At 45.1% G+C, this 14,866-nt stretch carries 15 protein-coding genes; 14 read left to right on the top strand and 1 reads right to left on the bottom strand.

The window, feature by feature from the left end; all coding sequences use genetic code 11:
• Positions 1-17 precede the first annotated feature (17 nt).
• From V6984_RS12695 to V6984_RS12635, 13 genes are all read left to right on the top strand, one after another.
• Positions 18-1,316: a phenylacetate--CoA ligase gene (locus V6984_RS12695; RefSeq protein ID WP_342760001.1), complete on the top strand. Its 1,299-nt coding sequence runs from the start codon at positions 18-20 to the stop codon at positions 1,314-1,316.
• A 39-nt stretch (positions 1,317-1,355) separates the two neighbouring features.
• Positions 1,356-1,790, top strand: coding sequence for an amino acid-binding protein (locus tag V6984_RS12690; protein WP_342756000.1), 435 nt, complete (start codon positions 1,356-1,358; stop codon positions 1,788-1,790).
• Positions 1,791-1,940: 150 nt separating this feature from the next.
• A complete protein-coding gene (gene rplS, locus V6984_RS12685; RefSeq protein ID WP_342755999.1) occupies positions 1,941-2,288 on the top strand; it encodes a 50S ribosomal protein L19 in 348 nt (115 codons plus the stop codon).
• 125 nt (positions 2,289-2,413) lie between these two features.
• Positions 2,414-2,995, top strand: a complete 582-nt coding sequence (gene lepB, locus V6984_RS12680) for a signal peptidase I (protein WP_342755998.1) — start codon at positions 2,414-2,416, stop codon at positions 2,993-2,995.
• Positions 2,996-3,025: 30 nt separating this feature from the next.
• Positions 3,026-3,868: a ribosome biogenesis GTPase YlqF gene (gene ylqF, locus V6984_RS12675; protein WP_342755997.1), complete on the top strand. Its 843-nt coding sequence runs from the start codon at positions 3,026-3,028 to the stop codon at positions 3,866-3,868.
• Between the two features lie 64 nt (positions 3,869-3,932).
• Positions 3,933-4,472 carry a signal peptidase I gene (gene lepB / locus V6984_RS12670; RefSeq protein ID WP_342755996.1) on the top strand — a complete coding sequence of 180 codons (540 nt, stop codon included), beginning with the start codon at positions 3,933-3,935 and terminating at the stop codon, positions 4,470-4,472.
• Between the two features lie 16 nt (positions 4,473-4,488).
• On the top strand, positions 4,489-5,253 hold the full coding sequence (locus tag V6984_RS12665; protein ID WP_342755995.1) for a ribonuclease HII: 765 nt from the start codon (positions 4,489-4,491) through the stop codon (positions 5,251-5,253).
• A gap of 33 nt (positions 5,254-5,286) precedes the next feature.
• Positions 5,287-7,113 (top strand): flagellar hook-length control protein FliK, encoded by a 1,827-nt coding sequence (locus V6984_RS12660; protein WP_342755994.1) that lies wholly within the window; start codon positions 5,287-5,289, stop codon positions 7,111-7,113.
• Positions 7,114-7,131: 18 nt separating this feature from the next.
• Positions 7,132-7,437 (top strand): EscU/YscU/HrcU family type III secretion system export apparatus switch protein, encoded by a 306-nt coding sequence (locus V6984_RS12655; protein ID WP_342755993.1) that lies wholly within the window; start codon positions 7,132-7,134, stop codon positions 7,435-7,437.
• Positions 7,438-7,447: 10 nt separating this feature from the next.
• Positions 7,448-7,816 (top strand): YraN family protein, encoded by a 369-nt coding sequence (locus V6984_RS12650; RefSeq protein WP_342755992.1) that lies wholly within the window; start codon positions 7,448-7,450, stop codon positions 7,814-7,816.
• Between the two features lie 77 nt (positions 7,817-7,893).
• Entirely contained in the window at positions 7,894-8,745 is an 852-nt protein-coding gene (gene pgeF / locus V6984_RS12645; protein ID WP_342755991.1) for a peptidoglycan editing factor PgeF, read from the top strand.
• 73 nt (positions 8,746-8,818) lie between these two features.
• A complete protein-coding gene (locus V6984_RS12640; protein ID WP_342755990.1) occupies positions 8,819-9,511 on the top strand; it encodes a response regulator transcription factor in 693 nt (230 codons plus the stop codon).
• 72 nt (positions 9,512-9,583) lie between these two features.
• Positions 9,584-12,103, top strand: a complete 2,520-nt coding sequence (locus V6984_RS12635; RefSeq protein WP_342755989.1) for a HAMP domain-containing sensor histidine kinase — start codon at positions 9,584-9,586, stop codon at positions 12,101-12,103.
• An 83-nt stretch (positions 12,104-12,186) separates the two neighbouring features.
• Here V6984_RS12635 and V6984_RS12630 read toward each other — a convergent pair whose 3' ends face one another.
• A complete protein-coding gene (locus tag V6984_RS12630) occupies positions 12,187-13,374 on the bottom strand; it encodes a ribose-phosphate pyrophosphokinase (RefSeq protein ID WP_342755988.1) in 1,188 nt (395 codons plus the stop codon).
• Between the two features lie 111 nt (positions 13,375-13,485).
• Here V6984_RS12630 and V6984_RS12625 point away from each other — a divergent pair, with 111 nt between their 5' ends.
• Positions 13,486-14,817, top strand: coding sequence for a DUF512 domain-containing protein (locus V6984_RS12625; protein ID WP_342755987.1), 1,332 nt, complete (start codon positions 13,486-13,488; stop codon positions 14,815-14,817).
• Positions 14,818-14,866 lie beyond the last annotated feature (49 nt).

The raw sequence follows: 14,866 nt of genomic DNA, 5'->3' as shown, positions 1-14,866 counted from the left end.
GGGAGAGGGCGGACATGATGATTTGGAATGAAGCAAAAGAATGTATGAGCAGGGATGAGAAAATCGTTCTTCAGGGGGCGAGGCTGGTAAAGACGGTGGACAGAGTATATCACAGCGTACCGTTTTACCGGAAGAAGATGCAGAATATCGGTATTGAGCCGGGAGATATTCGGGATATCACGGACTTGGAGAAGCTTCCGTTTACGACGAAAGCGGATTTGCGGGAGAATTACCCCTTTGGGCTGTTCGCGGTTCCTCAGTCGGAAATAGTCAGAATTCACGCTTCCAGCGGGACTACCGGAAAAGCGACTGTAGTAGGGTATACGAGAAGGGATCTGGATATTTGGAGCGAATGCGTGGCGAGGGCGTTTACGATGGCTGGAGTATCCAAGGACGATATTATCCAAGTGGCTTACGGTTACGGACTTTTTACCGGTGGCTTGGGCGCTCATAATGGTGCTGAGAAATTGGGAGCCACGGTAGTGCCCATGTCCACCGGCAATACGAAGAAGCTGACTACGATGATGATCGACTTCGGCGCTACGGCAATTGCCTGCACTCCTTCCTATCTTCTCCATATCGCGGAGACATTGGAGGAGAACGGTGAACTTGATATGATCAAGCTTAAAGTTGCTATTTGCGGTGCGGAGCCATGGACGGAAAACATGCGTAAGCAGATAGAAGCGAAGCTGAATATCCACGCGCACGACATTTACGGGCTGTCGGAGATTATGGGGCCGGGAGTGGCCTGCGATTGCGAATACCACAAAGGTCTCCACGTATATGACGATCATTTCCTTCCCGAGGTCATCGACCCGGATACGCTTTTGGCTGTAGCGGAGGGAGAACTGGGTGAGCTTGTCTTTACTACGATTACGAAGGAAGGAATTCCCCTTTTGAGATACCGCACCAGAGATTTGACCAGTATAAGCTACGAAACTTGCGAATGCGGAAGAACGCTGCCGCGTATTAGCCGGTTCAAGGGACGCTCCGACGATATGCTGATCATCCGGGGAGTGAATGTTTTCCCCTCTCAGGTGGAAGCGGCTCTTTTGGAGATGGGAGAGACCAGCCCCCACTATATGATGATCGTGGATAGAGCAAATAATCTGGACACTTTGGAGGTTCAGGTAGAAGTGAACGAGAGGTTCTTTTCCGATGAAATCAAGGAGCTTGAGAAGCTGACGAAGAAGATAGAGCATGCGCTCCAGCAGGCACTTGGCATTGCGGCGAAAGTGAAGCTGGTGGAGCCTAAAAGCATCGAAAGAAGTATGGGAAAAGCAGTACGTGTCATAGATAAGAGGAAGCTGGTATAAAGTTTTTCAGGCGGCTTGGACGCAGATTGGAGGGGTTTTATGTTTATTAAGCAATTGTCAGTTTTTTTGGAAAACAGAGAGGGACGTTTGGAGGATGTGCTTCAGGTACTTAAGGATAATGAAGTGAACATTATATCCTTAAGCCTTGCGGATACAGAAAAGTTCGGTATGCTCCGTTTGTTGGTGAGCAGCCCGGAGGCGGCACATAACGCATTGAAGAGGAACGGTTTTTCTTCCAGGCTTACGGATGTGCTGGCTATCAGGATTTCTCATCGTGTCGGCATGCTTCAGGAGCTGTTAGAGCCTATTTGTGATGCACATATCAATATTGAATATATGTATGCGTTGTCCACGGGACGGGATGACGCCTCTATGGTTTTAAAGACCTCGGACTTGGCGTTTGCAGAAAAAACTTTGCGTGCAAAGGGAGTGGAAATTATTGCTCCCGAAGAAATCACAGATATGCAGTCTTGAAAAATAGCTTGCATTTTATATGCGGTTATGCTAAAGTATTCATGTTGCGAAAATGGGATGGTCCTCTGTTATCATAGCCGCATAAGTTGTGGCTTTGCAAAGTGCAGCTTTGTGTATATTAAGAACATCTAAATAATAAGGAGGCACACGATGAGTAATATTATAAGAGAAATCGAAGCGGAACAATTAAAAGAATCCGTACCGGAGTTTAACGTAGGCGATACGGTAAAAGTATACGGTAAAATCAAAGAGGGTAACCGTGAGAGAATCCAGATTTTCGAAGGTACCGTTTTGAAAATGCAGGGAGGAAGCAACAGAGCGACCTTCACAGTAAGAAAGAATTCCAACGGTATCGGCGTTGAGAAGACTTGGCCTTTACATTCTCCTAATGTAGAAAAGGTAGAAGTAGTAAGAAGAGGTAAAGTAAGAAGAGCAAAACTGAACTACTTGAGAGACCGCGTAGGTAAGAAGGCAAAAGTAAAAGAATTAGTAAAATAATGACGATGTAATAAAGAGCAATTATCAGCGTGTAATTGCTCTTTATTGTTTTTTATTGTATACTATATCATGGTATTACTACAAGCAAAGCGTTTTACTCTGGTATAATGAACGGAAACAGGAAGATGAGAAGAAGCAAGGGCCTTAGCTTTTATGAGAAAAAGAAACGTGTAAGCCTTCATATGGTGAGGGAGATTTTCGGCATGGTGTTCGGCACTTTTGCCGCTGTTTTGCTTGCCGCCGTTTTCGTATTCAGCGTGGGAATGCGGACTAATGTCATCGGTGTATCCATGGAGCCGACGTTGTATAACGGACAACAGATACTGGTTAACCGTTTCGGTTACAAGCTTACTTCGCCGAAGAAGGGCGACGTCATTGTATTCCTGCCAAACGGCAATCAAAACGCTCACTATTACATAAAGCGTGTTGTAGCGCTGCCGGGTGAGACTGTGCAGATTATTGAAGGACAGCTTTATGTGGATGGAGTTCCCGAGGACAACGAGACCTACGATAAGATGGAGGATGCGGGAATTGTGGAAAATGAAATTGTTTTAAAAAATGACGAATATTTTGTTTTGGGTGATAACAGAAATATAAGCGAAGACAGCCGTTCGGGAAATATCGGCCCTGTGAATAGAGATACCATCTATGGGAAAGCATGGTTTCATATGGGCACAGAGAACGAGGGAATGGGACTTATACAATAATAGTTTAGAATAGAATTAGGAGTTAAAAATATGAATTATCAGTGGTACCCGGGGCATATGACCAAGGCGAAGAGAATGATGCAGGAAGACATCAAGCTGATAGATTTGGTGATCGAGCTGGTCGATGCCAGGATTCCTCTCAGCAGCCGTAATCCCGATATCGACGAATTGGGAAAAAATAAAGCAAGATTGATCCTTCTTAACAAATCGGATCTGGCAGACCCGAAATACAATAGGCTTTGGTCGGAATATTTTAAGGAAAAAGGCTTTCATGTGCTGGAGATCAATTCCAAAAACGGCACAGGAGTAAAAGCGATACAAGGCGTCGTGCAGGAAGCCTGCAAGGAAAAAATAGAAAGGGACAGAAAAAGAGGTATCATCAACAGACCCGTTCGGGCTATGGTGGTAGGAATACCGAATGTAGGGAAATCGACGTTTATCAATACATTTGCAGGAAAGGCGTGTACGAAGACGGGAAACAAGCCGGGTGTTACAAAAGGGAAGCAGTGGATTCGCTTGAACAAAGGAATCGAGCTTCTGGACACGCCGGGCATCCTATGGCCCAAGTTCGAGGATCAGGCGGTAGGGATGAAGCTTGCTTTCATTGGTTCTATGAACGACGAGGTCTTGCATATTGATGAATTATCCTTGGATTTGATACACTTTTTGCAGGAGAAATATGACGGAGTCTTGAAAAAACGCTACGAAGTGGAGCCGGTCGGAAATACGTCGGATATACTTCGTGAGATTTGCGTTGCAAGACACTGTTATCTGAAGGGCGAGGAGCCGGATTTGCAAAGAGCTGCCGCTATTGTGGTGGAGGATTTCAGAAGCGGAAGGCTGGGAAGAATTACGCTGGAATTTCCGGAATGATTTTGAGAAATACTATTAAAATAAGCTGACATAATATGCCGGTTTGGAAGGGCATGGTTTAAGAATGAAGAGGATGTTAAAAGAAATATTGAGTACCAGCGTCTATCTGCTTGTGGTGCTTTGTCTGACCTATGTGGTGATTCATTTCATTGGACAGAGGACGCAGGTGATCGGAAGCTCTATGGAGACGACCCTTAGCGACAACGATAATTTGATCGTGGATAAGATCACTTACCGTTTCAACGATCCTAAGAGATTCGATATCGTGGTATTTCCGTTCCAGTATGCGAAGGAGACCTTCTATATTAAGAGGATTATCGGTTTGCCGGGAGAGACAGTCTATATCGATGAAGGCGGTGTTATTTATATCGATGGCGAAGCTCTTGAAGAACATTACGGAAAGGAAGTCATTCTGGATGCCGGACGGGCGAAGGAACCGGTCACCTTGGGAGAGAACGAGTATTTCGTGATGGGCGATAATAGAAATAACAGTTCAGACAGCAGAGATCCGGCGGTGGGCAATGTTTCCAGAGACGACATCATAGGAAGGGCGTGGATCCGCATCTGGCCTTTGAAGGATTTAGGTATCTTAAAACATCAATAAAGACGGAGATGAAACAGTGGAAGTAAAAACAAATGATATAAAGAAGATTTTTCAGGCAGCCGAGATTGAAAAGCTGCCTGAATTAATAGAAAGTTATTCTTCCGATAAGAGAAAAGCGGTACAAATGATAGTTATTTCGGCGAAGAAGAAACTGGAAGTTTTACATAAGGAAGAAGAAAGAATGGAGCAAATGTTTCGGTATGAAAAAAAATACTGCGATTTTGCTTATATATGCGGCATCGATGAAGTGGGTCGAGGTCCTTTAGCGGGGCCGGTTGTGGCAGGCGCAGTAATTTTGCCAAAAGATTGTGACATTTTATATCTTAATGATTCCAAACAATTATCCGAAAAAAAGAGAGAAGAGTTATATGACATTATCATGAAGGAAGCCGTTGCTGCGGGACTGGGCTATGTGGCGCCGGAGCGAATCGATGAGATCAATATACTGCAGGCGACTTATGAGGCGATGCGTCAGGCTATAGGCAACCTTTCGGTCAAACCTGATTTATTGTTAAACGATGCGGTGACGATTCCGCTTGTGGATATCAGGCAGGTCCCTATCATCAAAGGAGATGCGAAGAGTGCATCTATTGCCGCAGCGAGTATTATCGCAAAAGTAACGAGGGACAGGCTGATGGTACAGTATGACAGTGTTTTTCCCGAGTACGGATTTGCCTCCAATAAGGGTTATGGAGCGCAGAATCATGTGGAAGCATTGAAAGAGTATGGTCCTTGCCCGATACATAGGCGTTCTTTCATAAAAAATATAATTCCTGTTTAAACCATATGTTTTTATCGATAGGGAGGTATTGTTTTGAACTTAGCCGGTTTATTTCAACCCCAATACGGAAACAAAAGCTCTGGCAGCCGTTCGGATTCGGTGAGAGCTCCGATAAGTGTGACAGCTTCAGGAAATTATCAAACTCAGCAGGTGATCAAGAACCTGTCGCCGGGGCAGACGATTCAAGGGGAAATCGTGAGCAGGAACGGCAGTGAGGTGCAGATCCGGGTGGACAAGGATGTGGTCATCACTGCGAGACTGGATAAGGACATCAGCCTTGTGGTAGGGCAGAATGTGACCTTCGAGGTGAAAAACCAGTCCGGCCAGCAGCTGGCTTTAAGGCCGCTTTATGAAAATCTATCACAGAATCCCAATGTGCTTAAGGCATTGGAGGCCGCCAAGCTGCCTGTAACGGATGAACTGATGCGCATGGTTTCTTCCATGATGGAACAGGGAATGTCTATCGATAAAAATGCGCTTTTGGACATGGGAAAGCTGGTATCTGCCAATCCGGGAGTTAATCCTGAGACGATTGTGGGGCTACGAAGCCTGAATCTTCCCGTGACGCCGGAAAACATAGAACAGTTTGAAAATTATCAGAATTACAGACATCAGATATTAAGCAGCGTAACGGATTTTTTGTCGGAGCTTCCTGCGGCGTTCCAGACGATGGCGGCGGGAGGGCAAGCCGACGCGGCCGTTAATTTATATAAGCAGGTATTACAGTTATTTACAGGGCCATCCATCCAGGGAGCAATGCAAAATGCGGCGCAAAGCGATGAAAACGGGAAGAGTATGGTTATCGATGCGTCTAAAATAACAGCGGGTATGCCGGAGACGGCACAGGCCGCAGGAAAGGAAAGCATACTGAATGCTGCTCAGAATCAGGCGGAAGGTAAGATGGCGGAAACTATTATCCGTATGGTAGACGGAGAAGGTGATGTAAAGACAGCTAATCCGGACGGAACGGCTGTAAGTAAGGGAACCGAGGCTTTTGCTCCTCAAGGGAGGGGAGATAGCCTGCAGGGTTATACGCTACTTTCGGAGGTACTGGGACAGGATGGAAGAAATACACTGTTAAATTTATTAGAAGGGATGGGCTTTTCGAAACAGCAGCTTTTACAGGTGGCGGACGGAAGCATGCCGGTAAAGCAGCTATTGCAGGACGTAAGTACGATGCTGTCGGCAAGCGGACAGGCGGTAAGCCGGGAGAGTATCATCAATTTATTTGGAAGTAAGGTATACAATCAGCTGCTTAGCAATGAGGTCTTGCAGCAATGGCTGCTAAAGCCTTCGGATGTAGGGCAGAAGAACACCGTGGAGGATTTTTATGGAAGACTTAGAGAACAGTCGGCGCGGCTTACGGAGGCCCTTAGTCAGATCTCGAAGGATATTCCTTTGGCAAAGAGCCTTTCGACCATACAGAGTAATTTAGAATTTATGAACCAGCTCAATCAGGCGTTCAATTATATCCAGCTTCCGATGAAGATGAGCGGGGGAAATGCTCATGGAGATTTATATGTCTATACTAATAGACGAAATGCTCCGAAGGAGGATGAAAGCGTTAGCGCGCTTTTACATCTGGATATGCAGTATTTGGGAACGATAGACATTTATGTGAAGATGAAAGAGAAGAATGTCAGTACAAAATTTTATTTACAGGACGAGCAAACCATAGACTTTATTGCAGACCATATTCATATTCTGAATGAGAGGCTTTCGCAGAGAGGCTATATCATGAATGCAGAAATGGTAATGAGCAAGGAAGAGAAGAAGGAAATGGACGTCATTGATGCTATGAGTACGGAGGAAAAGCGGGAAAATATTTTAGCGCAGTATTCTTTTGATGTAAGAGCTTAGAAAGGAGCGGTTATAAATATGAAGCCGTATGAAAAGGGAAAGGAAAAGCCGAAGCAGGCTATCGCCTTAGCTTACGACCCGGATGACGAAGCGCCGCGAATCATTGCCGGCGGCCAGGGAGAGCTGGCGGAGAGGATTATCGAGCGTGCAAAGGAGGCTGATATTCCTATTCATAAAGACGACAAGCTGGCGGATACCCTGTCCAGATTAGAAATCGGAGATATGATACCGCCCGAGTTGTATGAAGTTGTGGCGGAGATTCTTGTATTTGTGGATGCTATGGATAAGCTTAAGGTGAAGCTGGATAAGGACAGGTCGCGATAGGAGATGGGTATTGAATAATAGGGGAGTGGGGACTCAGTACGAAACGCTTGCAAGCATGTATTTAGAGGAGCACGGTTTTAAGGTCTTGGAGAAAAATTTCAGAAGCAGGGACGGAGAAATCGATATTGTCGGGCGCGATGGAGAATTTCTTGTGTTCGTAGAAGTGAAATATAGGGCGACGGAACAAAAAGGAATGCCGGAGGAGGCTGTGGGGGCTGCGAAACAGGGCAGGATATGCCGGACGGCGGATTATTATCGATTTGTGCATCGTTATTCGGAGGATGAGCCGGTGAGGTATGATGTAATTGGGATAAGCGGGGGTGAAGAAGTTCGTATAAGGTGGTATAAAGATGCATTTCCGCATGTTTATAGGAGGTAGGGAGGAATGTAAAGAAACGATGGTAATAATGTGGAATTGGAGATATAGGAATATCTTGAAAATGGAGAATACAGGATATGGAGATTAAGAGAACTGGCAGCGGGGAGGTTGTCAGGAGGAATTGGTTGGGAGAGATGGAGTATTTGACTTTTCCCAGGCTTGAGGAGACGGGGATAGTGAGCCATTTGTTTTCTACCCGGGTAGGCGGAGTTAGTAAGGGGATCTTTGCTTCGATGAATTTAAGCTATACGAGGGGGGATGATAAGGCTGCGGTGGATGAGAATTTTGTCAGGGTGGCCAGAGTACTGGGAAGAAGGACAGAGGATTTTGTCTTTTCGGATCAGACTCATACGACAAATATTAAGAGGGTGACGGTAAAGGACAGAGGGAAAGGACTTGTTCGGGAGAAGGACTATGCGGATGTGGATGGTCTGATTACGGACGAGCCGGGAATTGTGCTGTCTACTTTTTACGCGGATTGTGTACCTCTGTTTTTTGTGGATACCGTCCATAGAGCCATCGGACTTTCCCACTCAGGGTGGAGGGGGACTGTCAGCAGGATGGGGGAGCGTACTCTTGAGGAGATGAAACAGGCGTTTGGAACAGAGGCAAAGAATGTGACGGCGGCTATCGGTCCGTCTATTTGCGGTAACTGCTATGAGGTGGATGCGGATGTGGCGGAGCAGTTTGCGGCAGCTTTTGAAGGCAGGACATTAAATGATATACTGATTGAGAAGGAAGACGGGAAGTATTTGCTCGATTTGTGGAGGGCGAATTTTTATATACTTACGCAGGCAGGAGTTCCTGAGGAGAAGATATCTGTCACTGATATATGTACCTGCTGTAATCCGGAATACCTTTTTTCACATAGGGCCAGCAAAGGGAAAAGAGGGAATCTTGGTGCCTTTTTGTGCCTGCGTCCGACTTAAGAAAATCTTAAACAATTTCCTATATGTCCCTTAAAAAATATATGGTTATATGAAGAACGGAGAGGATTTTACTATGGCGAATGTATTAGTTTGCGACGACGATAAAGCGATCGTGGACGCGATTGAAATTTATCTTATGCAGGAGGGCTATCATGTGCTGAAGGCATATGATGGAGAGCAGGCGATCAAGGTTCTGAAAGAGAATAATGTACATCTGCTTATTATCGATATTATGATGCCTAAGCTGGATGGGATCCATGCTACTTTAAAAATAAGAGAATACAGCAGTATACCCATTATCATTTTATCCGCCAAGTCGGAGGATGCGGATAAGATTCTGGGACTCAATATCGGTGCGGACGATTATGTGACGAAGCCCTTCAATCCCCTTGAACTGGTGGCAAGGGTAAAGTCTAATCTGCGCCGCTACACGACGTTGGGGAATCTGAACAGAGAAAATAATGCGTTGTTCAGTGTAGGCGGTCTATGCATCAACGACGATACCAAAGAGGTAACTGTGGATGGGGACGGCGTGAAGCTGACGCCGATAGAATACAATATTTTGCTGCTTTTGGTGAAAAATCAGGGAAGGGTGTTTTCCATCGATCAGATTTATGAAAGTATATGGAATGAGGAAGCCATCGGCGCCGACAATACGGTAGCCGTTCATATAAGACACATTAGGGAAAAAATAGAAATCAATCCTAAGGAGCCGCGTTATTTAAAGGTAGTTTGGGGCGTAGGCTACAAAATTGAAAAGCAATGATTTCTGGTGTACATACTTGGTGCAGTTTATCCAAAGGCTGAACTGTAACGCCGAATATGGAAGGGAGTTAGGATGAAGAAAAAGGTACCGGGGAAGAAGCTTGGAGGACTTTTACATATACTCCAGCATATTTTAATCGTTTCTGCGGCGATAGCCGTTTTGGTAGTGGTGACGGGCTCCAGTGTAATGATCAAGGGTGTGGACGGCAATTACAGTTACAGCATGGATGCGGATGAAAAGGGAAAGGTGTATGAGGATTCCTTTTTATTCAACTATATATTCGGAAGAGGCATTGCGGATGTAGCCCGCATGGGTGCAGTCAGAAGTCAGATGGAGACGGACGGCAGATTCAGCGGGGACAAAGAAATCGATGTGGCTACGTTCTATTACCGTTTTGAAGGGGTGCCGGATAGATATGTGACAGCGAAATACCGCTTGGAGGATTTGATCAAATGGGCACAGTACGGCTTCGAGCATCAAGAACAGTGGATGACCGGAGAACAGGTTGATGAGTTTCTGAACCGCATGACTACCTATACTCAGATCGACTACAGTCTCGGTAACCTTCAGGGAAATATCGTCACTCCTTTTAACTCCGATATCGAGGAGAATACGGATGTGTACAGTGTATCGGCAAACGGGCTGGAGGATGGTGAGAGCTTTTATAGGGACGATACAAGTGCTACAATTCTGGTTAACCGTTATCAGACCGTGGAAGGAAAGAATATAGAGGATTATACCGGAACGTGGGGAGATTATTATGATTTGTGCAGCTATGTGGAGAGCACAGCTTCTGAATTGAATTCCAATTATCAGGATTATTTCACATACAATGATTTTTATGATTTGGAGAATTCTAATCTTAGATATTATATTATCAAAACTATCGGAGACCGTCAGGAGGTTTATACCAATCTCGAGGCAGCCGGCTTGTCGGAAAAGGAAGTTGCGCAGGAGTTTTCCCGCTATGGGAGGTTTTTGTATTTCAGTCCCGCCGATATGGAATATACTACGAATACGCTGGTAAAGGAAGAGACGGTGCGGCATGTGTTCAATTCCTACGAATATGCCTATCCGGAAACGATAAAGGTCTGGATAGGCGTGGATACCGAATATCCGGTAAGCGATGTGTATATTCAGGGATTGAATGGATATACCGGTTATATACCTTATTACTGGCAGCTAATCGGCTTCGCGGCGGCCGCTCTCGTTCTCTATCTGGCGCTGTTTATCTTTTTGACAGCTGTAGCGGGGCGTGTCAGAGACGAGAATGGAAATGTTGTCATCCGGTTGCAGAAAATTGATTTTATTCCTACGGAGCTTTCGGTGCTTGGTACGATTGTTTTATTAGGAGGCATTATTATAGCGCTCACATATGTCTATGATTCCATGTCCTTTGAATACTATTACACTACGTGGTTCAAAGTGGCGGCCGGTGCGATAGTGCTGATTTGCGAACTATTGTTCACCGAATTTTATTACAGCATGGTGCGCAGGCTGAAGGCGGATAATCTATGGGCGGAGAGCCTCACCTGCAAGGGCATTGCGAAGGGGAAAAAGGTTGTTTGGAATCTATATGACAATGGAACGGTCATCATAAAGACTTGGGTTCCTTATGCGGTGTTTTTGGCGGTGAATCTTTTGCTTTTTATGCTTGGAGCAAAAGGAATCGTTGTGGCATTATGTGCCGATGCGGCTTTTGGCATTCTCGTTTACCGCAATGCGAAAAGCAGGCAGCGAATCGTAGAAGCTATCAAAAAGATAAAGGACGGCGATTTGAAATTCAAGGTGGATGAAACGGGTCTCCATGGCGATAATTTGGTATTGGCGCAGGCGGTAAACAGTATCGGAGAGGGAATCCGTACGGCTGTGGAAACGAGTATGAAGGATGAGAGGTTAAAGGCGGATTTGATTACTAACGTATCTCACGATATTAAGACACCCCTTACATCTATCATCAATTACGTAGACTTGATTAAGAGAGAGAATATTGAAAATGAGAAAGTGAAAGGATATGTGGAGGTTCTGGATTCCAAGTCCCAGCGTCTGAAGCAGCTCACTGACGATTTGGTAGAAGCTTCTAAGATTTCTTCCGGCAATATTTCTCTGGAATGGGAAAGGATCAATCTCGTGGAGCTGGTGAATCAGACGATTGGGGAATTCTCGGAGAAATTCGAACAAAAGCACTTAACTCCTGTTCTGAATACGCCGGGAAATATGATGTATATAGAGGCGGACAGCAGAAGAATATGGAGGGTCGTGGAGAACCTGCTCAATAACATTTTTAAGTACGCGCTGGAGGGTACGAGAATATATATGGACATAACGGAACGGACAGGCGAAGAGGGGGAGAAATATGTGGAATTCGCGATTAAAAATATTTCTGCACAGCCCCTTAACATCAATGCGGATGAATTGACCGAGCGCTTTATCAGAGGTGATGTGGCAAGAAGCACAGAGGGAAGCGGTTTAGGCTTATCCATTGCTAAGAACCTGACGGAAGCGCAGAATGGAAAATTTGAAATACAGTTGGACGGAGATTTATTTAAGGTGATTTTAACGTTCCCGTTATTAAATGATGTATCATTATAAGAAATATTAAAATAACTAAAAAAACCCCTGTTTCATAAGCTGATACAGGGGTTTTTCGTTGCCGTCATTTTTAATTACAGCAGTTACAGAAGCAATTCTTCGCGGTTGTTGTATTTGAAAAGCAGTTCTTGAATCTTTTCCGTAGGAGTGTGCACATTAGACATAGAGGAGTCATGATTCATAAAGTCGATAATTGAGGCTAAAAATTTGCTCATATCCGCTTCCACGTAATAGGGTCTGCTTAACAGCTCCGGCGGCTGATAGGTGAGGTTGGTCGTAACGATCTTGTCGAAATAGCACTTTTCATAAGCCTCGTCAAAGGCGTCCAGTCCGTCGGTAAATAAGCCAAAAGTACAGCAAATGAATACCCGCTTCGCATTCATGGATTTGAGCTGCTTTGCGGTATCGATCATGCTTCCTCCGGAGGAAATCATGTCGTCGATGATAATCACATCTTTTCCGTCAATATTTTCCCCTAAAAACTCATGGGCCACGATAGGATTTTTGCCGTTTACGATGGTAGAGTAGTCACGCCGCTTATAGAACATGCCGGTATCCACGCCCAAAACATTAGCAAAATATACGGCACGGTCGAGCGCCCCCTCGTCGGGGCTGATAACAATCGTATGGTATTTATCGATGATGAGGTCCTCCTCCGTTCGCAGGAGAGCCCTTACAAACTGGTAAGGCGGCGTAAAATTGTCGAAACCTGAAAGAGGAGCTGCATTTTGCACGCGGGGGTCATGAGCGTCGAAGGTAATGAAGTTGGATACGCCCATATTGGTTAGTTCCTCGATAGCATAGGCGCAGTCCAGGGACTCGCGACCGTTTCTCTTATGTTGTCTGCCCTCGTAAAGGAAGGGCATTATGACGTTAATACGATGGGCTTTTCCGTTTGCAGCGGAAATAAGCCTCTTTAAGTCCTGATAATGATCGTCGGGAGACTTGTGGTTGATATAACCGTTCATTTTATAGGTAACGCTATGATTGCAGACATCGGTAATGATGAATAAATCTTTGCCGCGAATCGATTCGTTTAAAACGGCTTTTCCTTCTCCGGAGCCGAAGCGCGGACATACCGCATTTGTTAAATAATTGTGCTCGGTATATCCTTGAAATGCCGGATCGTTTTTCGCAAGATTATTTACACTCCGGCGAAACTCTACGAGATAACGGTTGACACTGTCTGCGAGCTTTAACGCAGAATCAGCAGCCATAATTTTTAATGGGGCAACCGGGATGGCCGATTCAAGTTCACGTAAATTAGGCATGATAACCTCCAATTGTGCTTTTATAAAATAAATCCTATCCTATTTTATAGCATTCCGGTAGTGACACGTCAAGGAAATTCTAGTAGAATAAGTAGATAAAGGAGTAAATGGATGAAAGAAAACAGACATATCGTTAAAAATGTTCTTGCGGGAAGCATCGCGCAGGAAATGGAAATAGAGCCCGGAGATGAGCTTCTTGCAATAAACGGAGAGAGCATTAAGGATATTTTTGATTATCAGTATTTGATTCAGGATGAATATATAGAAGTTTTGGTAAAAAAGAAGAACGCAGAGGAATGGCTGCTGGAAATTGATAAGGACTATGAAGAAGATATTGGAATAGAATTTGAAAACGGACTTATGGATGATTACCGCTCCTGCAGCAATAAATGTATCTTTTGTTTCATAGACCAGATGCCGCAGGGGATGAGGGAAACTTTATATTTTAAGGATGACGATTCGAGGCTGTCCTTTTTACAGGGTAATTATGTGACCCTGACTAACATGACTGAGCATGATATCGAGAGGATTATTAAATATCATCTCTCACCTATCAACATTTCCTTCCATACGACCAACCCCAAGCTCCGCTGCAGGATGCTGAATAACCGTTTTGCAGGAGAAGCGTTAAAAAAGACGGACAGGCTCTATGAGGCTGGAATTGTGATGAACGGACAAATCGTCCTGTGCAAAGGAGTAAATGACGGCAAGGAGCTTGAAAGGAGCATTTCCGATCTCTCCAAGTATCTGCCGTATTTGGAGAGCGTATCCGTAGTGCCGGTGGGGCTTTCCAGGTATAGGAAGGGGTTGTACCCTCTGGAGCCTTTTACCAAAGAGGATGCGAAGGAGGTCATTGCCCTCGTCAGGAAATGGCAGGAAGAGCTATATCCGGAATACGGTAAACATTTCATCCATGCCAGCGATGAATGGTATATTCTGGCAGAGGAGGGGCTGCCGCCGGAGGAGTGCTACGACGGTTATCTGCAGCTTGAAAACGGAGTGGGAATGCTGAGACTTCTTCTGACGGAATTCGAAGAAGCGTTAGCAAAAGAAGGGAAATCTAAGCATAGGGATGGCGTTAAAAAGCAAAAAATATCCCTTGCTACCGGCGTTTTAGCATATCCGTATATTGCAGAAATGTCGAAAGCAATGGAAGAAGCCTTTCCCTTTCTGGAGGCCCGGGTATATCCCATTACCAATGAATTTTTTGGGGAAAGAATCACCGTTTCAGGACTTCTTACCGGTCAGGATATAAAAAAGCAGCTTACCGGTCAGGAATTGGGTGAGAGGCTGCTTTTACCGCAGAATGTACTGCGCAGCGGAGAGCAGGTTTTTTTGGACGATATGACGGTGGCTGACTTGGAAAGGGCTTTACAAGTAAAGATAGATATTGTAAAATCAAGCGGACGCGACTTTGTAGATGCTCTGCTGAACATTGGTTAGAACGTCTGCGGGGTGCAGGCAAGCCCGGCATCCGGCCGGACTGGAAGGA

Source organism: Kineothrix sp. IPX-CK (genome assembly GCF_039134705.1).
Taxonomy (GTDB): Bacteria; Bacillota; Clostridia; order Lachnospirales; family Lachnospiraceae; genus Kineothrix; species Kineothrix sedimenti.
This window is presented reverse-complemented; position numbering and strand designations above follow the sequence as displayed.